The organism is Agrobacterium sp. CGMCC 11546, from assembly GCF_013365515.1.
GTDB classification, from domain to species: domain Bacteria; phylum Pseudomonadota; class Alphaproteobacteria; order Rhizobiales; family Rhizobiaceae; genus Agrobacterium; species Agrobacterium fabrum.
In genome coordinates this window covers 2264940-2284473 of record NZ_CP047387.1, presented here as the reverse complement: position 1 = coordinate 2284473, position 19534 = coordinate 2264940, and the positions used below count along the sequence as shown (strand labels likewise).

The window sequence follows — 19534 nt, the reverse complement described above, 5'->3', positions numbered from 1 at the left end:
GTCACGACGAGAAAGTGCTTATGGCGGATTTTGTAGCAGTCATTCGCAAGGCCGTGGATGGCTTGGCGAACAATACTCCCGAAAATCGGGCGAAGGTTTACGACAAGGCGCGCAGTGCGGTTGTGCGCCAACTCGAGAATATGAAGCCACGTCCGCCGGAAGAATTGTTGCGCCGGCAGATCGCCAAGCTGGACGCCGCCATTGCCGAGGTGGACAGCGAATATGCCGAGGCGCTACCGGCGCTCACCGAGGATGACGCTTTCTCCCCGGTGACCGAAGAGACGGCGGCATCCTATGAGCATCAGGATGCCGTCGATGAAGCTGCCCATCCCGCCGAAGCCGAGCACGACGCCGAACCGGAACAGCCTGCCCACCGCGAAGAGGTGCAGCACGAACCGGTTTATGAAGAACCTGCATCCGCTGAGCCGGAACCGGTTTACGAAGAGCCCGCCCATCACGACGAACCCCGCCATGATGCCCACGCTTCCGAAGAGGAGCGGCACCAAGGGGAGCGCGAGCCGGAAGAGCTTTATGATGCGCCGGAACCGGCGCCTGTCGCACCGGTCCGGGTGACCCCTTCCCACGAAGAGGTCGGCACCTATTTCACCCGCACGCATGAAGAGCCGGCTCACCAGCCGCAGGATGACTATGCGGAACCTGAAACGGCGCCTGCCCCTGCCGATGATTCCGTTCCCTCCCATTGGGCGCAGCCGGTGGATGAGGACGACTGGCGCAAGCTCGAGGAAGCGCAGAACCATGATGCGCGCCCGGCTGGCGAAGCCCATGAGGAAACTGGCAATGAGAACGGCGAACGTCCGCTCGTTGCCGGTTATGCCGCGCAGCATTATCAGGAGCCGGAGGTAAATTTCGAGCCGGCCCCTTACGAAGAGCATGAGCGTCGCGAGGCGGATAACCGTTTCGGTCCTGCCGCCGTGGAGCATGCGCCGGCCTTTGGCGGCCGGCACGATTTTGACGAACACCGCCAGGTGGAAGAGCAGGCGCCGAAAAAGGCAGCCGTGGTCGAGGATTTCTCGTCCTACTTCCAGGATGCGGATATTGCCATTCCGCCCAAGGACGCGCCGGCGCTGCCGCGTGCGGATGATGATCTCTTCGGGGAGAAGGCAGCGGCAAAAGACAATAAGGAACGCACGCCCTGGGACGATCTGGACGAGCTGATCGGTTATGACGGCGCTTCCTCGTCCAACCGGCAGGCTTCGGATGAAACGCCGGGTATTGGTGCCGCGGCGGCGACGCCCGCCTATATGGTCAAGAAGAAGCCGCGCCGTAACTATGCCTCGGTCGTGCTCGCCCTTGTCGGCGTGGCGCTGCTTGCCGGCGGCGGTTATGCCGTGTGGATGAACCGCGATGCGCTGAACGATATGGTCGGTGGGCTGGTCAGTTCCGCACAGAATGGCGGCAATGGCCAGACGCCCCCGGCAGATACGGCGCAGACGCAGCCTTCGACACCGCCGGCAACCCAGCAGCCGCCGGCCACGAACGACCAGCAGCAGTCGACCGCGCCCAATAATCATCAGGCCCAGTCGCATGGCGATGACGGTTCCGTCACCGGCACCAAATTTACCCAGCGGCTGATGGCCGATGGCACCGAACGTGACGAAGGACCGGCAGCCGGTGCGAACGGTCAACCCGTTACGGCTGAAGGCCAGTCTGTCTATGAACAGAATGTCGCGCCGCCGCCTGCGGGCACGGCTCCGGCCAATAATGCCGGTGCGCCTGCGGGAACACCGGCCGGCACGCCTGCGGCACAGCAGCCTGCCGCTGCCGCCACCGGCGACCGCATGTTCCTCTATGAGGAAGTGCTGGGTCAGACGGTTCCGACTGCCATTCAGGGCAGCGTGTCCTGGTCGTTGCAGCAGGAAAATGACGCGGAAGGCAAGCCTTCGCCCACCGTTCAGGGCCAGATCACCGTTCCCGGCCGTGGCCTCAGCGCCCTCATCACCTTCAAGCGCAACACCGATCCCTCGTTGCCGGCGAGCCATCTGATCGAGATCGTCTTCTCGGTTTCGCCCGGCTTCGAAGGTGGCGCGATAGACAGCGTCCAGCGTATCGCGATGAAGAGCACCGAGCAGGATCGCGGCAACGCGCTGATCGCGGTTCCCGCCAAGATCACCGACGATTTCCACATGATCGCGCTCAACGACTTCCCGGATGCGATGAAGACCAATCTGGAGCTGCTGAAGAGCCGCAACTGGATCGACATTCCGGTCTCCTATCGCAACGGCCGACGCGCGCTGCTGACCCTGCAAAAGGGCAATGACGGCATCGCCGCCTTCGACAAGGCGCTCAGCGAATGGGCGGCGGCAGCACCGGCCGCTGGCGGTCAGTGATGGTTTAAGGGCGGCTCAGGCCGCCCTTTTGTTATAAGGCAACGGGCGACGTGCTTATGGAATGGCTTCGGCGGTGTCTTTGCTTTGTCGGGTGATGGGTTTTGGGGATGTTGGTGAGTGTGGCTCACCCCCCTCTGCCCTGCCGGGCATCTCCCCCACAGGTGGGGAGATCGAATCGCGGCAAGGTTTCGCTTTTCTTGACAGTCGAGATAGCGCAACCCGGGCGCCTCTTGCCAATCTCCCTCCTTGTGGGGGAGATGCCCGGCAGGGCAGAGGGGGGTTAAGCGGCATACTCCGAAGCACGGATATTTTTCCTACCGCTTTTCCTCCAGCACAATCGCGGGTCTCACAGGCAGACCATTTCCCATCACCCGCCTTTTACAAACAAAAATCCCCGGCCGAAGGCCGAGGATGATTCATGGTCAGCGCATTGGCGTTAAGAGCGCGCTGCCTTTACGCGTCCACCACGCGCAATGCGCGGGCGGCTTCGAGCGCTTCCTTCTGCACCGCTTCCTGAACCTTCTCGAAGGCGCGAACCTCGATCTGGCGCACGCGTTCGCGGCTGATGTCGAACTCGGATGAGAGTTCTTCCAGCGTCACCGGATCTTCGGCGAGGCGGCGGGCCTCGAAGATGCGGCGTTCGCGCTCATTCAGCACGCCCATGGCCTTGGCCAGCATGCGGCGGCGGGTTTCCAGCTCGTCCTGCTCGATCAGCACGGCTTCCTGGCTCTCATGGTCATCCACCAGCCAGTCCTGCCATTGGCCGGACTCGCCTTCGGATGCCTTGATCGGCGCATTCAGCGAGGCGTCGCCATGCAAGCGGCGGTTCATCGAGATGACTTCTTCTTCCGACACCTGCAGCTTGGTGGCGATTTCCTTGACGTGTTCCGGCTTCAAATCGCCGTCGTCAATCGCCTGGATACGGCCTTTCAGCCTGCGCAGGTTGAAGAACAGGCGTTTCTGGTTGGCCGTTGTGCCCATCTTCACTAGCGACCACGAGCGCAGGATATATTCCTGGATCGAAGCCTTGATCCACCACATGGCATAGGTGGCCAGACGGAAACCGCGTTCCGGATCGAACTTCTTCACCGCCTGCATCAGGCCGACATTGCCTTCGGAAACGACTTCGCCGATCGGCAGGCCGTAACCGCGGTAACCCATGGCAATCTTGGCGACGAGACGCAGGTGGCTTGTGACGAGCTTGTGCGCGGCGTCGCGGTCGCCATGCTCGGCGTAACGCTTGCCAAGCATGTACTCTTCCTGCGGCTCCAGCATCGGGAACTTGCGAATTTCGTCGAGATATCTATTGAGACCGGCTTCGCCGGCTGTGATCGTAGGCAAACTATTGCGGGCCATAAAGCACCCCCTTATCTATGGTCTGGAACGGTACCCTCTTTGGCGTGGAAAATCACCCGCCCGAGGCGCACCGTAAGCTGCGGGTCGTTACCGACCCCGCACGAACCCATGTGACAGATATGTACGCGCCCGCCGCGTTTCAAGCGAACGCTGCGTTCACACATGCGTTATGTTCCGGCGACACTGTCTCTGACCTGTTTAACTTTCGAACGGTAGATTCGTTCCGAAAATCCACCGAGACCGGAGCGCACCATCAGCTCATACATCACCCGCCGGCGCATGGGATTGTGCAGACGAACCACCTTGGAGCCGAGGAACTGCGTCTCGACATGGCCGAGCGCCTGCAGGTCGGGATCGGCGGTGATCGCGGCTGCATAGGTGGCGTAAAATTCACGGCGGCAGACATAGGTCTTGTATTTCGTCATGCCGAAACAGACGAGGCTGTGGCCGTGGGTGCGCAGAAAATCGGCCACACCCACCGTCACCTCCGGCCAGGCGGGATTGAAGGTATCGTCGAAGACGATGACGCCGTGCGGCGCGATCACCTCCATCGCCAGCTTCGCATCCGCCAGCACATGATGCAGATGGTGGCCGCCATCGATGCTGAAGAAGCGCGCCGGGCCGATACGTGAGGTGATCTCGGCGGGAGCCAGCCGTGTGCTGTCGCCCTTGATGATGAGGTCCACATCCATCGGAAACCCCAGCCGGCGGCCGTTTTCCATCAGGCGCTCATATTGGTCGAGGCTGCCATCCTCGGGCGGATCAAGATCGAAAAGATCGACACCCAGCACCTTTTCCTGCGGCTGTGCGAATTTGCGCAGCAGGAAATAGGAACGGCCATAATAAACGCCGATTTCCGCCATGCCGCCGCCGAGGCCATCTCTTGTCTGCGCCTGCAGCAGCGCCTTGAACACAAGCGCATCGGGCGGGTCGATATAACCTTCGACGCTGCGCAGCTCCTGAAATATAAACCGGCGGTCTTCGATATTCATATGCGATAAATCCCGTCATCATGCGGGGTCCGTTCAGGCTGAGGCATTGAACGGACGGCGTTTCCTGCTGCGTCAATTATTCGGCAAGCTCGGCCTGCGGCCACGGTCGTTACGCGGACGATTGCAAGCTTTCCGGGGCCGAGGAGGTGCGACGATTGAAGCGAAATTGGGGCGGTCTACAAAAAGGACCGACTGCGGAATATCGCTTTCCGCTAATCTTTTTTTATTATCCGTGGCTTCCGGCGAAATGTATGGCGCAGTTTTTTCGCTACGCCAGCCAAGTTTTCAGCTACGCAGGGCAGTCAGCAGCTCCTCCATGTCTTCAGGCATATCTGTCTCGAACTCCATCACCTCGCCGGTGCGGGGGTGTTCGAAGGCCAGAAGATAGGCATGCAGCGCTTGCCTCGGAAAGCGGTTGACGGTGCTTCTTGCCGGTTCGTCCAGCAGGTTCGCCTTGGTACGGAAGGCTGCGCCATATTCGGGATCGCCGATCAGCGGATGGCCGATATGGGCCATGTGCACACGGATCTGGTGCGTGCGTCCCGTCTCCAGACGGCATTCCACCATGGAAGCGAGGCAGGAGGCGTCCGGCTTTTCGTGGAAACGTTCCATCACCTCATAATGGGTGATCGCCTCGCGGGCATCGAACGAATCCTCATTCTTGACAGCGCGCTTGGTGCGGTCAGTGCCGCGCCCGAGCGCTGCGTCAACGGTGCCGCGAAGCGTGCGCGGGCGGCCCCAGACGACGGCCTTGTAGGCGCGTTCCAGCGGGCCGGTGCGGCCATGGTCGGCAAATTGCGCGGCGAGGTGACGGTGGGCATTGTCGTTCTTCGCCACCACCATGACGCCCGAGGTTTCCTTGTCCAGCCGGTGCACGATGCCCGGCCGCTTGACGCCGCCAATGCCGGACAGGCTGTCGCCGCAATGGTAGATGAGCGCGTTGACCAGCGTTCCCGTCCAGTTGCCGGCGCCCGGATGCACGACGAGACCGGCTGGCTTGACGAGCACGATCAGGTCTTCATCCTCATATTCCACGTCGAGCGGAATATCCTCGCCCTGCGGCACGGGGTCTTCCGGCTCCGGCATGACGATCTCGATGCGATCGCCCGGATGCACCTTCTTTTTTGGTTCGGTCACGGGCTGGCCGTTAAGGAGAACCGCACCCTGCTCGATCAGCGCCTTCAGGCGGCTGCGCGACAGATCGCTGCCGACTTCGCCCACCAACCACACATCGATGCGGCCTTCGGCGTCTTCCCCGGCAATCAGGACTTTCCTTGCGTCTCCGCCTTGTTTAAAGGGGTCGTTCATTCTTATTTTTCCGATCCATCAGCATTTCAGGGAACCCGATGACGCAGATCGAGCCAGACGAACAGGAAGACAAGCCGCTTGATCCGGCCATGGAAAAAGTTCGCCGCAAGATGATCCGTTTGCAGATCGTGTCGGGCTCCGTGATGTTTATCAGCCTTATGGCCGTCTTCGGCGCGGTTGTCTACAAGGCGATGGGGCCGGCGAAAACGGTTCAGGCGCAGAGCGAAGCGCCGAACCTTTCGGTTCCGACCGGCAACGGACCCGTTGCCGTCACCGCCAGCCTGCCGCAGGGCTTTACGATCGACAATGTCAGCTATTCCGGCGGCGATATGCTGTTTTACGGCCGGCTTGCCAATGGCACCCGCAAGGCGCTGGTCTTCAACGTCGCAGCCGGCCGGTTCCTTGCCGATGTGACTGTTGATGGCCAGTGAGGCCAATAACCTGCTGGACGGGCGGGCGCTGATCCCGATCGACGACCCGGCCGATCCGCGCATCGCCGCCTTTCGCGATATTCGTGAGCGTGATCTCACCGGTCGGCAGGGGCGCTTCATTGCCGAAGGCACGGTGGTGCTGCGCATGCTGGCCGCCGCCCATAAAGCCGGTGGGGCCTTTGCGGCGGAAAGCATTCTCATTCTGCGCAACCGGCTTTCCGGCGTGGCGGATATTCTTGCCGATTTTCCTGATGACGTTCCCGTTTATGTGGCCGAAGCGCCGGTGCTGGATGGTATCGTCGGTTTCCACCTGCATCGCGGCATTCTGGCGCTCGGGCGACGGGTGCGCGATGACGGGCTGGAGCAGATGACCGCGGCACTTCCCGCGTCTTCGCTGGTGCTGGTGGGCTGCGGCATTTCCAACCACGATAATCTCGGTGCGATGTTCCGCAATGCGGCGGCGTTTTATGCCGATGCGGTGCTGCTGGACGAGACGTGCTGCGATCCGCTCTATCGCAAGGCGCTCAGGGTTTCCGTCGGCTCGGTGCTGTCGGTGCCCTATCATCGCGGCGGTGGAGCGGTGGAGATGCTGGAGCGGCTTTCCGAGGAGGGATTTGCGATCTGGGGCCTGTCGCCAGATGGCAAGACGGAAATCCGCGACATTCCCCGCTCCGAGCGGATGGCGCTGGTGATTGGCACGGAAGGCGAGGGGTTGCCGCAATCGGTGCTGTCGCGTTTTCAGACGGCGCGGATTGCGCAGTCGCCGCAGCTTGATAGTTTGAATGCGGGGACGGCTTCGGGGCTGGCGCTTTATCAGATGGCGGGGGTGATGGGGCGGGTGTGAGTTGACGCCTGTGCGCGAGGGCCTCCTTGGCGTATGCCGCTTACCCCCCTCTGCCCTGCCGGGCATCTCCCCCTCAAGGGGAGAGATCGACTCGTCGTTAGGTCTCGCCTATCTCGACATCTGAGAATGAAGTGGTGGTAGCGCCTCTTGCCGATCTCCCCCCTTGAGGGGGAGATGCCCGGCAGGGCAGAGGGGGGTAAAGCCGCACCCACTGAGGCGGACTATCCCCCACCCACCGAATTAGCGTTTCCGCTTCTCCATCACCACCTTAGCCCGCGTCGCAAGGCTCTCCCGCTCTGACGAAACCGACGCCTTGGCCAGCAACCCCGGAATAGGCGACGTCTCACCCTCCCGTGCTGCTGTCAGCGCGATCATCTCGGCGGCGATCCTTGCGATTTCGCGGCGGATGGGTTCGTCATTGCTTGTGCCGCGCACATTCAGCAGGCGTTCGGTAAGCGCCGTACCCTGATTGCGGATATCTTCGATTTCCTGTTCCAGACCTTCCTTCGCCGGTGCCGCTCGCTCAACCACGGGGGAGACTACGGTGTCTTCGGCGGCCATCGCCTCTGTGACCTCGTCTTCGACAACCGGTGCTGTATCAAGCGCGGCGGCTGGGGCGGGCGCTGCCGGTTGCGGCGGATTAACCGCTTTTTCCACCGGCACGGCAGGGTTCGGCAGGCGAATGATCATGTCGTTGCTGCGGCCGCCGGTTGCGGCAAGCTGCTCCTTCAGGCGGGCGACGTCCTGGTTGCGCAGGGTCAGCATCGTGTCGAGATCGGCATTTTTCGCCATCAGCGTGGCGAGCTGTTCCTCCAGCCGTGTGACCTTGCGGCTTTCGCGCGCAACCGCCGTCATGGCTTCCTTGTTGCGGGCGGCGACATCCTGCAATTCGCGGGTCGCGGTCTCGCCTTCCTTGCGGAAACGGGAGGCAGTCTGTTTCGCCTGCTCGGCCTCCAGATCGCGGGTGGCGGCGGTAATTTTCGAATCATCCAGCTCACGCGTCAGATTGGTGAGGCGGGCGGTGAGGTCGGACATCTGGGCGGCGCGCTCGTTGGCGGCCTGTTCCTGCTGTAGGAGATTGGCCGCAATCGTGTCGGCGCGTTCTTCGCTGGCATCGAGGGCGGCGCGCAATTCGCCGATCTCCAGCGTCAGTTCCTCGATCTTCAGGGAGAAGCTGCGGTTCTGTTCGCCGAGGCGATAGGCGTCGCTGGACGCTGCCTCGTTGGCGAGGCGCAGCGAGGTGTTTTTTTCCCGCTCGGTATCCAGTTCCTGGCGGACCTTGGCGTTTTCGGCGGCGTAAAGCGCGCGCGCCATGTCCTTCTGGGCACGCACTTCCTGTGGGCTGATGGGCATCGTCGCGCGGATGCGGTTTTCCGTATAGGCGACGATGCGGCGGTGGATCGCGGGTGCGATCAACAGGGCCAGCAGGGTTGCGGTGAGAAAACCCAATCCGAAGAGAATGGCATATTCGATCACGCGGGACAGTCTCCGAAACTCAGATACGCGCGCATTCGGAAAGAGGGGCGCGAAAGCACGTTACGCTATTATTGCAACCGTGGGGAGGGGTTTCACCCGGCAATTACAAAGAGCGGTGAGGGCGCCGCGTGTTTCTTCTCCCCGTCGGGGAAAAGTCCGCGACAACGGGATGAAGGGGGGGGCGAGGGTAGAGATATTCGGCAACCTTGCCCCCCTCATCCGACCCTTCGGGCTACCTTCGCCCCCATGGAGAGAAGAACAAGCCGCGACCGTCTTGTCTTATCAGAAGGGGTTCCAGGTTGGCTGCTGGGTAAGTTTCAGATAACCGACATTGATGCCGAGGCGGGCGCCGATGCCGGTGCGGATGGGGGCGAGCGTCACATCGCTGCTTTTCAGATAGGTCATGCCGACGCCGGCGACGATGAAGGCGGAGCCGCTGACGCCGCCGTAACGACGATAAAGCGCGTCGACCGAGGGCAGGTTGTAGACCAGCATCATGGCGCGGGTGCCCTGGCCGCCATAATCGAGGCCGAGCGACGGGCCCTGCCAGAAGACGGGGTGCTGGCCGGCATTCTTGGTGTAAAGCGTGCCTTCACCATAGGTGAGGCCGGCAACGAAGGCGCCGGAGCCCTCCTGGCCGAGAATGTAACCGTTCGGAAGACCGTATTGCTGGAAGGCGCGCTCCACCACCTTGGCGAGGCCGCCGGTGGTTTCACCGAAGAATCCGTGGCCTGCATCCACGACTTCCTGGATAGAATATTGATCGCTGGTCTGGGCAAAGGCCGGGGTGACCCACATCAACAGGCTCGCAAGGAGCGCGACAATCTTTCCCAGTCCGAGGCGTGCAATGGTGCGGGTTTTCGTAAGGCGCATCGTCATGTCCGTCCGTCTGTTTCGTTAACGCAGCAGCCCGAAAAACCGAATCGATTTTCGCGGGGCCGATGCGTAGAGTCAAAGTTCTACAGCATGTTTCGTGCATCCTGACAGATACACGGGGCTCCAGTGTGGCCTGTTAAGGCATTTGGCATTTTGAAACCATCCTATTAACAATCGGTTTACCAAATATGGTGTCATTATGGCTTAACAATTTCCACACCGTCCGCGCCTCCCTTGCGCAGGAGAGAATTTTATGACGAGCAAACTCAATATCACGCTGTCCGGTCCCGATCTGGCGGCTCTTCTGTGCAGCCGTGTGTGCCATGATGTGATTTCTCCTGTCGGCGCCATCAATAACGGCCTCGAACTTCTGGACGAGGGCGGCACGGATGACGACGCGCTTGATCTCATCCGCACGTCAGCGCTTAACGCATCCGTGCGGCTTAAGTTCGCCCGCCTTGCCTTCGGCGCTTCCGGCTCGGCCGGTGCTTCGATCGACACCGGCGAGGCCGAAAAGGCCGCCCAGGATTTCGCCGCCGCCGAAAAGAAAGCGGAAGTGAGCTGGAGCGGTCCGCGCGCCATCGTTCCGAAAAACCGTGTCAAACTTCTGCTCAACCTTTTCCTCGTCGCTTATGGCGCCATCCCGCGCGGCGGCAATGTGGATGTGCTCCTCGAAAACCCTGAGGGCGACGCCAGGTTCGAAATCGCCGTCAAGGGCCGGATGATGCGCGTTCCGGCCAAATTCGTGGAAATTTACGAAGGCCGGCTGGAAGAGGCGGTCGACGCCCACTCCGTCCAGCCCTATTACACGCTGCTTCTGGCTGAAGAGGCCAATATGACCGTGGAATACAAGGTGCATGACGACCGCATCGTCTTTACCGCAAAGACGGTTGCCGAGTGACGATGAAGCTGCCGATGTGAATTTGTGAGAGGCCGGATCGCGTCCACCGACGCGCCGGTCTTCTTTGTTTTGGGAGCATGTTCATGACGCGTCTGGCAACCGCCCGCCTTGTCCTGCGGCCGCATGCCATTTCGGACGAAGCGCTTTATTGCGCCTTCTGGGCGGCGGCTGTCCGGCCGATCGAAGGGGTCACGTCGATTGCGCCGCTGGACCCGGAACTAGCCTTCGCGCGCCTGTTGCGTTTCATCGGCCATTGGTCCGTCTTCGGTTTCGGTCCCTTCGTGGTGGAAGAGCTCGCCACGGGGCGCATCGTCGGCGAGGTGGGCTTTGCCCATATGCGCCGCGGCAACGGTGCGGATTTCGACGGGGTGCCCGAGGCAATGTGGAAGATCGACGGACAACTGACGGGCAGGGGTGTCGCAACCGAAGCGGTTGAGGCCGCGACGCGCTGGTTCGACGAGAGCGGAACGTCGCAGCGCGCCGTCTGCATGATCGATGCGCTGAACACGCCGTCGCTGGCGATCGCGACCCGATTCGGCTTTCATCCGTTTCGCGAGATGATGTTCCGCAACAATCCCGTCCGGCTTTTCGAGCGGGTGAGTGGGAAATAGGGCGGCAGGGTGAGACCTTGAACAGGTTTCAGAACGTGCTGAAACCTGTTCAAGGTCTCGGCAGATGGCGGTTTGAGGCAAGGGTTGGCCATGTCAACTCCTGGAGCCTCTCATGCGTCTCTTTCTTCTGACGGCAATCGTCGTCCTTTCCACCCTTCGTGCCGCGATGGCGGACGGCGCCATCGGTTTCAAACAGACGGAATTGCCTGTTGATGCCGGCGGGCATGCGCTCACCATATCCCTGTGGTATCCGGCCGCGTCCTCGGGCAAGACCGAGACCGTGGGAGAAAACGCGGCCATTTATGGCCTTGAAGTGCAGCCCGGTGCGCCATTCCTCGCGGGGTCTCGCCCTGTTGTCCTGATATCGCACGGTTTCGGCGGAAGCTGGCGTAATCTCAACTGGATTGCCGGCGTGCTTGTGCAGCAGGGCTATGTGGTGGCTGCACCCGACCATAACGGCGAATCATTTACCGAGGCCAATGCGACCGAGATCGTTCCGTTATGGGAGCGACCGCGCGACATCAGCCGAACGCTGACGGCATTGCTTGATCGTGATGATCTTGCGGGCAGGATCGATAGCCAGCGAATCGCCGTGATCGGCCATTCTCTCGGCGGCTGGACCGCGATGGAGCTGGCAGGCGCCCGATACAGTGCCGATCTTGCCCTGAAGGATTGCAACACGGAGAAGCTGCCGCCGCAATGCAAGGCGCCGCGATTGCTGGGCAAGGTCGGCATTGTCGGTGGCGGTAAGGCCGATCCGCGTCTTTCGATGGATTGGCGCGATGCCCGCATCCGCGCCGTGATTGCGCTGGATCTCGGCCCGGCTGCCGGTTTTCTGCCGGAGACGCTGGAGCAGGTGAAGGTGCCGGTTCTGGTTCTGGCCGCAGGCGTGGAGACCCCGGAGATCGCCGCCATCAAGGCAGATTCGAAATATATTGCCGGGTATCTGCCCAAGGCGACAGGCGTTTACCGGGAAATACCGGATGCCAGCCATTTCAGCTTCATGCAGATCTGCAAGCCGAACGGCGAAAAAATCGTGGAGGAGCTTTCGCCGGGCGAGGGGTTCGTCTGCCGCGATGGCGGCGGCAGGGACCGTGCTGCCCTTCATGCAGAGATCGCCGATGCAATCCTCGGCTTCCTGAAAGCGGAAATGCGTTAAGATTTTTGAAGCGCTTCGGGGCTGTGGCGGCCCCGAAACCTTACGACTTTCAGGCGGTCTTGACCTGATGATAACGATAAACGAGGTCCTCGGGGTCGGAGCGTGGCGCCAAGGGATCGAGAGTGCCGCCGATTCGTTCGGCGACGGCCGCCGATTTTCGATTCTGCGGCGAGACGTAGCTGACCAGTGTCGGCAGGTTCAGGGTCTCGAAAGCCCAGTCGCGCAGTGCAACTGCGGCTTCTGCTGCATAACCCCGGCCTTCGTGACCCTCGTAAAGCAGCCAGCCGAGTTCCTTTTCGGGAAAGAGCGGGCCGTGATTGATGCCGATCTGGCCGATACATTCACCCGTCTCGCCAAGGTCGATCATCAAGGCGCCATGGCCGAAGAAGTGCCAGTTGGCCAAATCGTGGCAGAATACACCCCATGTCGACGGCAGGTCATAGGGGCCGCCGACGCCGGTAGAGCGCGGTGACGCCATGAAATCCCGATAGGCGGGGAAGTCCGCCATGGCGAGTGGGCGCAATGTCAGGCGTTCGGTCCGGAGGGTTGGGATTGCGTGGTTCATAGACCGGCGTCCTTTGGCGATGCGTGGCTAGGTCTTTCTCTTGCTCATTCCTGTGACACGTATAGGAAAGAGCAACAAAAAACCCGCTGTCGCCAGCGGGTCTTTTAAAAACTGTCCTGTACCCTATTGGATCAGGCGGTTTCGAGGAATTCCGCAGCGCCATCCGGCTCGCGCAGAACATAGCCGCGGCCCCAGACGGTTTCGATGTAGTTTGCGCCGCCGGCGGCATTTGCCAGCTTCTTGCGCAGCTTGCAGATGAAGACGTCGATGATCTTCAGTTCCGGCTCGTCCATGCCGCCATAAAGGTGGTTCAGGAACATTTCCTTGGTCAGCGTCGTGCCCTTGCGCAGCGAAAGCAGCTCGAGCATCTGATATTCCTTGCCGGTCAGGTGAACGCGCTGGCCGCCCACTTCAACCGTCTTGGCATCGAGATTGACGATCAGCTCACCGGTGGAGATGACCGACTGCGCATGGCCCTTGGAACGGCGGACGATGGCGTGAATACGGGCAACAAGCTCATCCTTGTGGAACGGCTTCGTCATGTAATCGTCTGCGCCGAAGCCGAGGCCGCGCACCTTGTCCTCGATGCCGGCCATGCCGGACAGGATGAGGATCGGCGTCTTGACCTTGGAGAGGCGAAGCGTTCTCAGCACCTCGTAACCCGACATGTCGGGCAGGTTGAGGTCGAGAAGAATAATGTCATAGTCGTAGAGCTTGCCCAGGTCCACGCCTTCCTCACCGAGGTCGGTCGTGTAGACGTTAAAGCTTTCCGACTTGAGCATCAGTTCAATGCTCTGCGCTGTTGCGCTGTCGTCTTCAATCAGTAGAACCCGCATAATTATCCCCTTTGCCGCCCGCGAACCGGTAAATCATTGCCTCGCGCGATGCGGATCCAGACGTTGCCTGATTTGCAGGCTGCCACCAAATGGTTAACAAATTCTAATTGCCTTTGGCAAGGTGTATCGAATTTATTAAGCAAACAAGGCATTTCGCTGTTTTTGCACGTGAATCCACCATCGCCAAAATTGAAGCTTAACGTGAGGATTTCCCGCTAAGTGATTCAATCGACTCTTACATCGTCTGGCCCATTTTTTTGGACCTGGCATTTACCGACCCTTAAATGATCGTGTTTATCATTAACGATGCCCGTAAACGAAAGGTTAACGACGGCGGTTTTTTATTAACGTCGGGTAACTTTTAGGAATCATTCCGGCACAACGGGTTAACCCGGCCGGTTGAACGGGCGGGTTAAACGGGCCGATCAGGGGGCATAGTGCCTTTTTGATCCGGGTCTCGCTATCCATGGAGTATTGCGTATGAAGTCGCGTGACAGCCTGGTTCGCCTGAAGGAATTTCAGGTCAACGAAAAACGCCGGCAGCTTAACCAGTTGCAGCAGATGATGTCCGAATTCGAGCGGATGGCAAAGGAACTGGTGCATCAGATCTCGCTGGAGGAAAGCAAGTCGGGCATTACCGATCCGACGCATTTCGCCTATCCGACCTTCGCCAAGGCCGCGCGCCAGCGGGCGGATAATCTTCAGGTCTCCATTCGGGAACTGAAGGCCCAGCAGGAAGCGGCGGAAGCTTCGCTGGAAGAAGTGCAGGCCGAATATGAAAAGGCCGCAGCGCTGGAAAACCGCGATGGAGCGATCCGCGCCCGCGCCTGAAGATTGGCGCGACACCAGATGAACGATCGTCGTCATTGACGGCTGCCGGTGGATCAGGAGGCGGCTTTCAATGACAGGACGCCCATGCATTTTTTCTAAAAAGGCCGCCCCGCAAGGGCGGCCTTTTTGCCTTGCTGCGTGGCTGGTGTCTCCCGCCGGGAGGCGACCCCCGATTTCGATTGTCCGGGGTTGGGGAAGGGCGTATTTTGAGGGGGTTCCGACCATGAGCCGGAGGCTTTTACGCGCACGCGCCCCGTGCGGGTGCGGGCGGCAATGCAGGGAGGAAAAAATGGCCCGCCAATTTATCGATTGCCGTGAATTCCCCAGTGACAGCAAATGCACGATCGCCATCTCCGCCGATTCTCAGGAAGAGCTTCTGGAGGCAGCCGTGCAGCACGCCGTTGCGGTGCACGGCGCGAAGGATACGCTCGAATTCCGTGAGGAAGTGCGCCGGAGCATGCATGCGGGAACGCCGCCCTTGAAGGTGGCGTGACGAGGTAGGTCAAGAATACGCAGTATTGGTAACTGTAGAAGGATCGAGCGGCTGCCACTTGTTTCTTCTCCCCGCCGGGGAGAAGAAAGAGGCTGCGACGCTTGTATTACTCCGGCGGCTTACCCCTGGATAACATCCGCCCAGTCGGCATGGCGCAGCGTCTGGGCCTTGAAGAAGGGGCAGAGCGGAATGATCTTCCAGCCGCCCTTGCGCGCTTCATCGATGGCATGGGCGGCGAGCGCCTGGCCGACACCCTTGCCACGCAGTGCATCGGGCACGCCGGTATGGTCGATGATGATGAGGGAAGGGGAGGTGCGCGAATAGGTCATCTCGGCCTTGTGGCCGTCGATGGTTGCCGAATATTCGCCGCGCGATCCGGTTTCGGTTGTCTTGATATCCATGATCTCTGCCTTCCACATTGCTATTCGTTTTTTCCAATGTAACGGCTTGGGCCTGAATTGAAACAGCGGGATAGCGAACGCAGTGGACACAAACCGGTGACAGTCACCGGCTGTGTCGGGCAAATTTCAGGGGAAATCCGAAATCAAACCAAACGCCCCGTCGATACAACGGGGCGTTTTGGACGTTCGGTTTGGGCGCGTTGCCGCGCCAGCGCACTGGTTTAGTGGCGATATTGCTGGATGCGCGTGGTGCGCAGGCCGGCGAGACCATGATCGGAGATCGAGGACTGCCAGGACAGGAATTCTTCGACGGTGAGCGTATAACGCTCGCAGGCTTCCTCGAGGCTCAGCAGTCCTCCGCGTACCGCGGCAACCACCTCTGCCTTTCTGCGAATGACCCAGCGACGGGTATTGGCAGGCGGAAGATCCGCAATCGTCAGAGGGCTGCCATCGGGGCCGATGACATATTTAACTCGTGGGCGTATCATTTCGGTCATTGGACACTCTATACAAACTCAAGACCATATGACGGGAACTTTAGCCCCGTACCTTTAAAAATTGCCTAAGCAGGTCGTGACAATTTATTAAGAATTTGAACGGTTTCGCTTGATTTGTTCGAGTCGCCTTATTTTGCCGGGAAAAAATTTTTCCAAAAATCGCAATTTTTCTCGCTCGTCGGTTGTTTTCCTCACAATGCCGCAAGCGACAGGCACGTTTTCCCACTTCCCTGGGTCAATTCCACCATTCCCTGATGTTGCAGCTGCAGGCGGTCACCGGCATCGAGGGAAAGAAGCGCGGTTGCCGACTGCGTGGTGCCGGCAATCGAGGCATTGCCGGCGACGCTGAAATTCGCCGCAGCGCCATTGACGGTGAGCGTCACCCGGTGGCCGGAGGAGGCGACGACAGCCAGTGACAGCATGACGAGATAAATGCCCTTGGCGGGAATGACGAGGTCCCGCCCGCCGCCGCTCACCGCATCACCAAGCGCAAAACCGCCCTCGGCGATGGCGAGCACGGAAAAACCGGCGGCAGAGCCATTGGCGGGTTTCGTGGTGCCCGCCGGCTGGCCGGCGACGGCAAGCGGGCGGTTGGGTATCGAGACCCGGCCCTCGCCGCTGCATAAGAGCGCCGTGTGCCAGGACGTGCCGTCCCGGCTGGTCTTGATGGAAAAGCCGTCGCTGCCGGCAAGGCCCATTTCCGCCCGGCCGCTCCAGCCCGACTGGAACAGCAGCGAGGCGGTATCGGCTTTGCCCGCCTTGTTGACCGTCAGGCGGTGGCTGCCGTCATCCTGTGTATGGGTGAAGAGGCTTGCGGGGGAGGCGAGCGCCATGCGGTTGTTCGCATCGGCATCCGTGCCGATACCCAGCCTTTCCAGCCGGCCGCTGGCGGGCAGCGGCAAGTCGCGCCAGTTCCCGTCCTGCAGCACCCGGTATCTGGCGTCGGTCACAAACCATGCCGTCCAGCCGGGCTGTGGCATGATCGAAAGCCATGCGCCATCCTGCCGGAAAGCGAGCCTGCCGCCCTTGCCGACCCAGTCGCCCGTGGCATCGGCCGAGAGGAGGAAGCAGTCTCCTTCCGCTGCAGTTTCGGGCGGTGCGGTGATGGTGGCCCTGATGACGAGCTGCACGATCGCATCGAGCCTTTGCAGGGCTTCATTGTGGGTGATGTGTTTCTGGGCCTGCGAGGGCAGGATGTAGGGAAGCCGAAGTCTTGCCGTCTGTTCCGTCATGATGTGCCTTCCGCGCGGTTGTGTTGGTTCGCGGGGCATTGTGATGCGGTGGCGGGGGGTGGGGATGAAGGGGGAAGGAATTATTTTTGTGGAGCTTTGGTGTGTGCGGCTTTACCCCCCTCTGCCCTGCCGGGCATCTCCCCCTCAAGGGGGGAGATCGACTCGCGGATAAGTCTCGCCCATCTCAACAGTTGCGAATGAAGTGGTGGTGCGCCTCTTGCCGATCTCCCCCCTTGAGGGGGAGATGCCCGGCAGGGCAGAGGGGGGTAAGCGGCATACTCTGAAGCTCTACAAATGACACGCGTCGCAAAGAACCACAGCACACTGCACGCGAGTCTTACCCGGCCTGCTCCACCGCCATCGCTCCCTCGGCAATAAAATCCGGATTGGCCAGCGCATCCTCGCCGTCGCCCCTAACTTCATAGGCAAGAAGCTGCCCGTCGCAATCGAGTGTCCGGCCGCCTGCGGCACGCAGCACGGCGTCACCGGCGGCAGTGTCCCACATCATGGTGCGGCTGAAGCGGGGGTAGATATCGGCGGCACCCTCCGCCAGCATGCAGAATTTCAGTGATGAACCGACCGAGATACAGTCTTTCAGCCCGTGTTCGGCCACGAAGGCTTCCGTCTTTGCCGTGCAATGCGAGCGGCTGATCAGCGCCACAGGCGAAGCGCCGCGTCGGCGGGCCCGGATGGGGTGGCGCGACAGGATCGCGCCGTCGCCTGATATTGCGAGCTTTTCGGCGGCGTTGTCCTTGCCCGTCCATGCCTGACCACGACAGGGGGCGTAGACAACGCCGGCCACCGGCACGCCATTGCGGATGAGCGCTATATTGACGGTGAAATCGTCCTTGCCGGAAATGAATTCCTTGGTGCCGTCAAGCGGATCGACCAGAAAGAACTCCGCCCCGGTTTCCGGCAGGATGCCGTTCGACACGGCCTCTTCGGCAACCACGGGAATTTCAGGGAAATGAGCAGCCAGCGCCTCGAGAATAATCGTCTCGGCGCGCTGATCGGCTTCCGTGACCGGCGAGCAGTCATCCTTGTAGGACACATGCGGGCCTGCACGGTGAACCGCCATGATCGCCTGTCCGGCGTCAAGCGCCGCTTTCGTCAATATGTCGATCATCTCTTTGCCACAGCCATCCGGCAACGGGGGCATCCCGTAACGGGGTTTTGCCATTTCGATCTTCGCTACTCCTTTGCCCGCTGCCCGTCAAATAATGGCATTGGACAATGTTAAAATAGGCATCGACCGCCATTTTTTCAGCACTTCCTGCCAAAATCATGGCTCTTTTGACCGGGAAAGCGGCAGTCCATGTGGAAATTCCAAATTTTGTGCAGGATCGCCCGTTTTTGACTTCACATTTTTAGGGAACACGATATGCATTTTGGTAGTGGGGTCGGCTTTTAAAGGCTTCCCTATAATTAACATAACGAGGCGTGGCCCATTTGAGGCCATACCCGGGGGAAAGACATGGAGTATTTTATCCAGCAGCTCATCAACGGGCTGACTCTTGGATCGATCTATGGCCTCATCGCTATCGGCTACACGATGGTTTACGGCATCATCGGCATGATCAACTTCGCCCATGGCGATATTTTCATGCTTGGCGGCTTTGCCGCGCTGATCGTATTTCTGATCGCAACATCGTTTTTCGCCGGCATTCCGGTGGCGCTTCTTCTGCTTTTGATGATGATCGTCGCCATGCTGATGACCGGCCTGTGGAACTGGGTGATCGAGCGCGTCGCCTACCGCCCGCTCAGAGGTTCCTTCCGCCTTGCGCCGCTGATCACTGCCATCGGCATGTCGATCGCGCTGTCCAACTTCATTCAGGTCACCCAGGGCCCGCGCAACAAGCCGATCCCCTCCATGGTGACGGAAAGCTATCATTTCGGCGCCATCACCGTGTCGCTGAAGCAGCTGATCATCATGGTCGTTACCTCGGTACTGCTTTTCGCCTTCTGGTATATCGTCAACAAGACCCCGCTCGGCCGGGCGCAGCGCGCCACCGAGCAGGACCGCAAGATGGCCGCCCTTCTGGGGGTTGATGTCGACAAGACGATTTCCATTACCTTCATCATGGGTGCGGCGCTGGCTGCGGTCGCGGGCACCATGTATCTGATGTATTACGGTGTTGCCTCGTTCAGCGACGGCTTCGTTCCCGGCGTCAAGGCCTTCACCGCGGCCGTCCTCGGCGGTATCGGCTCGCTTCCGGGCGCCGTTCTCGGTGGCCTGCTGATCGGTCTCATCGAATCGCTGTGGTCGGCCTATTTCTCCATTGCCTACAAGGATGTTGCGGCATTCGGCATCCTGGCATTCGTGCTGATCTTCAAGCCGACCGGTATTCTCGGTCGTCCGGAAGTCGAGAAGGTGTGA

20 protein-coding genes are annotated in these 19534 nt (G+C 60.4%); 9 read left to right on the top strand and 11 right to left on the bottom strand.

Going from position 1 to position 19534, the window contains the following annotated elements; all coding sequences use genetic code 11:
- The first annotated feature begins 20 nt into the window (after window positions 1-20).
- Window positions 21-2348: a hypothetical protein gene (locus tag GSF67_RS11430; protein WP_006314929.1), complete on the top strand. Its 2328-nt coding sequence runs from the start codon at window positions 21-23 to the stop codon at window positions 2346-2348.
- Between the two features lie 453 nt (window positions 2349-2801).
- Here the strand turns inward: GSF67_RS11430 and rpoH are convergent, their stop codons facing one another.
- The 3 genes from rpoH to GSF67_RS11415 form a co-directional block, all read right to left on the bottom strand.
- Window positions 2802-3704, bottom strand: coding sequence for an RNA polymerase sigma factor RpoH (rpoH, locus tag GSF67_RS11425; protein ID WP_006314928.1), 903 nt, complete (start codon window positions 3702-3704; stop codon window positions 2802-2804).
- A gap of 167 nt (window positions 3705-3871) precedes the next feature.
- The gene (locus tag GSF67_RS11420; protein ID WP_006314927.1) at window positions 3872-4696 is read right to left on the bottom strand and encodes a class I SAM-dependent methyltransferase; all 825 of its coding nucleotides are present in this window, start codon (window positions 4694-4696) and stop codon (window positions 3872-3874) included.
- A 285-nt stretch (window positions 4697-4981) separates the two neighbouring features.
- Window positions 4982-6004, bottom strand: coding sequence for an RluA family pseudouridine synthase (locus tag GSF67_RS11415; RefSeq protein WP_006314926.1), 1023 nt, complete (start codon window positions 6002-6004; stop codon window positions 4982-4984).
- Window positions 6005-6042: 38 nt separating this feature from the next.
- Between GSF67_RS11415 and GSF67_RS11410 the strand changes: the two genes are divergently transcribed.
- Entirely contained in the window at window positions 6043-6435 is a 393-nt protein-coding gene (locus GSF67_RS11410) for a hypothetical protein (RefSeq protein ID WP_006314925.1), read from the top strand.
- The gene (locus tag GSF67_RS11405; protein WP_006314924.1) at window positions 6425-7279 is read left to right on the top strand and encodes an RNA methyltransferase; all 855 of its coding nucleotides are present in this window, start codon (window positions 6425-6427) and stop codon (window positions 7277-7279) included. The genes GSF67_RS11410 and GSF67_RS11405 overlap by 11 nt, the downstream gene beginning before the upstream one ends.
- 240 nt (window positions 7280-7519) lie before the next feature.
- Here the strand turns inward: GSF67_RS11405 and GSF67_RS11400 are convergent, their stop codons facing one another.
- Window positions 7520-8755, bottom strand: a complete 1236-nt coding sequence (locus GSF67_RS11400; protein ID WP_006314966.1) for a hypothetical protein — start codon at window positions 8753-8755, stop codon at window positions 7520-7522.
- A 282-nt stretch (window positions 8756-9037) separates the two neighbouring features.
- The gene (locus GSF67_RS11395; RefSeq protein WP_006314968.1) at window positions 9038-9634 is read right to left on the bottom strand and encodes a DUF1134 domain-containing protein; all 597 of its coding nucleotides are present in this window, start codon (window positions 9632-9634) and stop codon (window positions 9038-9040) included.
- Between the two features lie 250 nt (window positions 9635-9884).
- Between GSF67_RS11395 and chpT the strand changes: the two genes are divergently transcribed.
- From chpT to GSF67_RS11380, 3 genes are all read left to right on the top strand, one after another.
- Window positions 9885-10532, top strand: a complete 648-nt coding sequence (gene chpT / locus GSF67_RS11390) for a histidine phosphotransferase ChpT (protein WP_006314969.1) — start codon at window positions 9885-9887, stop codon at window positions 10530-10532.
- A gap of 83 nt (window positions 10533-10615) precedes the next feature.
- Window positions 10616-11143: a GNAT family N-acetyltransferase gene (locus GSF67_RS11385; protein WP_006314970.1), complete on the top strand. Its 528-nt coding sequence runs from the start codon at window positions 10616-10618 to the stop codon at window positions 11141-11143.
- A 112-nt stretch (window positions 11144-11255) separates the two neighbouring features.
- Complete coding sequence (locus GSF67_RS11380) at window positions 11256-12302, top strand: alpha/beta fold hydrolase (RefSeq protein WP_006314971.1); 1047 nt, start codon at window positions 11256-11258, stop codon at window positions 12300-12302.
- Window positions 12303-12351: 49 nt separating this feature from the next.
- Here the strand turns inward: GSF67_RS11380 and GSF67_RS11375 are convergent, their stop codons facing one another.
- Window positions 12352-12867 carry a GNAT family N-acetyltransferase gene (locus GSF67_RS11375; protein ID WP_006314972.1) on the bottom strand — a complete coding sequence of 172 codons (516 nt, stop codon included), beginning with the start codon at window positions 12865-12867 and terminating at the stop codon, window positions 12352-12354.
- A gap of 131 nt (window positions 12868-12998) precedes the next feature.
- Entirely contained in the window at window positions 12999-13703 is a 705-nt protein-coding gene (gene ctrA, locus GSF67_RS11370) for a response regulator transcription factor CtrA (RefSeq protein ID WP_006314973.1), read from the bottom strand.
- A 480-nt stretch (window positions 13704-14183) separates the two neighbouring features.
- On the opposite strand from ctrA, the gene GSF67_RS11365 reads away from it, so the two are divergent.
- Window positions 14184-14534: a flagellar export protein FliJ gene (locus tag GSF67_RS11365; RefSeq protein WP_003491821.1), complete on the top strand. Its 351-nt coding sequence runs from the start codon at window positions 14184-14186 to the stop codon at window positions 14532-14534.
- 289 nt (window positions 14535-14823) lie between these two features.
- On the top strand, window positions 14824-15027 hold the full coding sequence (locus GSF67_RS11360) for a DUF1059 domain-containing protein (RefSeq protein WP_006314974.1): 204 nt from the start codon (window positions 14824-14826) through the stop codon (window positions 15025-15027).
- Window positions 15028-15146: 119 nt separating this feature from the next.
- Here GSF67_RS11360 and GSF67_RS11355 read toward each other — a convergent pair whose 3' ends face one another.
- From GSF67_RS11355 to cysQ, 4 genes are all read right to left on the bottom strand, one after another.
- Window positions 15147-15428: a GNAT family N-acetyltransferase gene (locus tag GSF67_RS11355; RefSeq protein WP_035216209.1), complete on the bottom strand. Its 282-nt coding sequence runs from the start codon at window positions 15426-15428 to the stop codon at window positions 15147-15149.
- Window positions 15429-15649: 221 nt separating this feature from the next.
- The gene (locus GSF67_RS11350) at window positions 15650-15925 is read right to left on the bottom strand and encodes a DUF1153 domain-containing protein (protein WP_004430042.1); all 276 of its coding nucleotides are present in this window, start codon (window positions 15923-15925) and stop codon (window positions 15650-15652) included.
- A gap of 191 nt (window positions 15926-16116) precedes the next feature.
- Window positions 16117-17157, bottom strand: a complete 1041-nt coding sequence (locus tag GSF67_RS11345) for a DUF2793 domain-containing protein (RefSeq protein ID WP_006314976.1) — start codon at window positions 17155-17157, stop codon at window positions 16117-16119.
- A gap of 337 nt (window positions 17158-17494) precedes the next feature.
- Window positions 17495-18283, bottom strand: a complete 789-nt coding sequence (cysQ, locus tag GSF67_RS11340; RefSeq protein ID WP_035216196.1) for a 3'(2'),5'-bisphosphate nucleotidase CysQ — start codon at window positions 18281-18283, stop codon at window positions 17495-17497.
- Window positions 18284-18631: 348 nt separating this feature from the next.
- On the opposite strand from cysQ, the gene GSF67_RS11335 reads away from it, so the two are divergent.
- The gene (locus tag GSF67_RS11335; protein ID WP_006314979.1) at window positions 18632-19534 is read left to right on the top strand and encodes a branched-chain amino acid ABC transporter permease; all 903 of its coding nucleotides are present in this window, start codon (window positions 18632-18634) and stop codon (window positions 19532-19534) included.

Excerpts from the sequence above, each read along its gene's own strand:
- GSF67_RS11430 (WP_006314929.1), top strand. The coding sequence starts at position 21 with ATGGCGGATTTTGTAGCAGTCATTCGCAAGGCCGTGGATGGCTTGGCG.
- rpoH (WP_006314928.1), bottom strand. The coding sequence starts at position 3,704 with ATGGCCCGCAATAGTTTGCCTACGATCACAGCCGGCGAAGCCGGTCTC.
- GSF67_RS11420 (WP_006314927.1), bottom strand. The coding sequence starts at position 4,696 with ATGAATATCGAAGACCGCCGGTTTATATTTCAGGAGCTGCGCAGCGTC.
- GSF67_RS11415 (WP_006314926.1), bottom strand. The coding sequence starts at position 6,004 with ATGAACGACCCCTTTAAACAAGGCGGAGACGCAAGGAAAGTCCTGATT.
- GSF67_RS11410 (WP_006314925.1), top strand. The coding sequence starts at position 6,043 with ATGACGCAGATCGAGCCAGACGAACAGGAAGACAAGCCGCTTGATCCG.
- GSF67_RS11405 (WP_006314924.1), top strand. The coding sequence starts at position 6,425 with ATGGCCAGTGAGGCCAATAACCTGCTGGACGGGCGGGCGCTGATCCCG.
- GSF67_RS11395 (WP_006314968.1), bottom strand. The coding sequence starts at position 9,634 with ATGACGATGCGCCTTACGAAAACCCGCACCATTGCACGCCTCGGACTG.
- chpT (WP_006314969.1), top strand. The coding sequence starts at position 9,885 with ATGACGAGCAAACTCAATATCACGCTGTCCGGTCCCGATCTGGCGGCT.
- GSF67_RS11385 (WP_006314970.1), top strand. The coding sequence starts at position 10,616 with ATGACGCGTCTGGCAACCGCCCGCCTTGTCCTGCGGCCGCATGCCATT.
- GSF67_RS11380 (WP_006314971.1), top strand. The coding sequence starts at position 11,256 with ATGCGTCTCTTTCTTCTGACGGCAATCGTCGTCCTTTCCACCCTTCGT.
- GSF67_RS11375 (WP_006314972.1), bottom strand. The coding sequence starts at position 12,867 with ATGAACCACGCAATCCCAACCCTCCGGACCGAACGCCTGACATTGCGC.
- ctrA (WP_006314973.1), bottom strand. The coding sequence starts at position 13,703 with ATGCGGGTTCTACTGATTGAAGACGACAGCGCAACAGCGCAGAGCATT.
- GSF67_RS11365 (WP_003491821.1), top strand. The coding sequence starts at position 14,184 with ATGAAGTCGCGTGACAGCCTGGTTCGCCTGAAGGAATTTCAGGTCAAC.
- GSF67_RS11360 (WP_006314974.1), top strand. The coding sequence starts at position 14,824 with ATGGCCCGCCAATTTATCGATTGCCGTGAATTCCCCAGTGACAGCAAA.
- GSF67_RS11355 (WP_035216209.1), bottom strand. The coding sequence starts at position 15,428 with ATGGATATCAAGACAACCGAAACCGGATCGCGCGGCGAATATTCGGCA.
- GSF67_RS11350 (WP_004430042.1), bottom strand. The coding sequence starts at position 15,925 with ATGACCGAAATGATACGCCCACGAGTTAAATATGTCATCGGCCCCGAT.
- GSF67_RS11345 (WP_006314976.1), bottom strand. The coding sequence starts at position 17,157 with ATGACGGAACAGACGGCAAGACTTCGGCTTCCCTACATCCTGCCCTCG.
- cysQ (WP_035216196.1), bottom strand. The coding sequence starts at position 18,283 with ATGATCGACATATTGACGAAAGCGGCGCTTGACGCCGGACAGGCGATC.
- GSF67_RS11335 (WP_006314979.1), top strand. The coding sequence starts at position 18,632 with ATGGAGTATTTTATCCAGCAGCTCATCAACGGGCTGACTCTTGGATCG.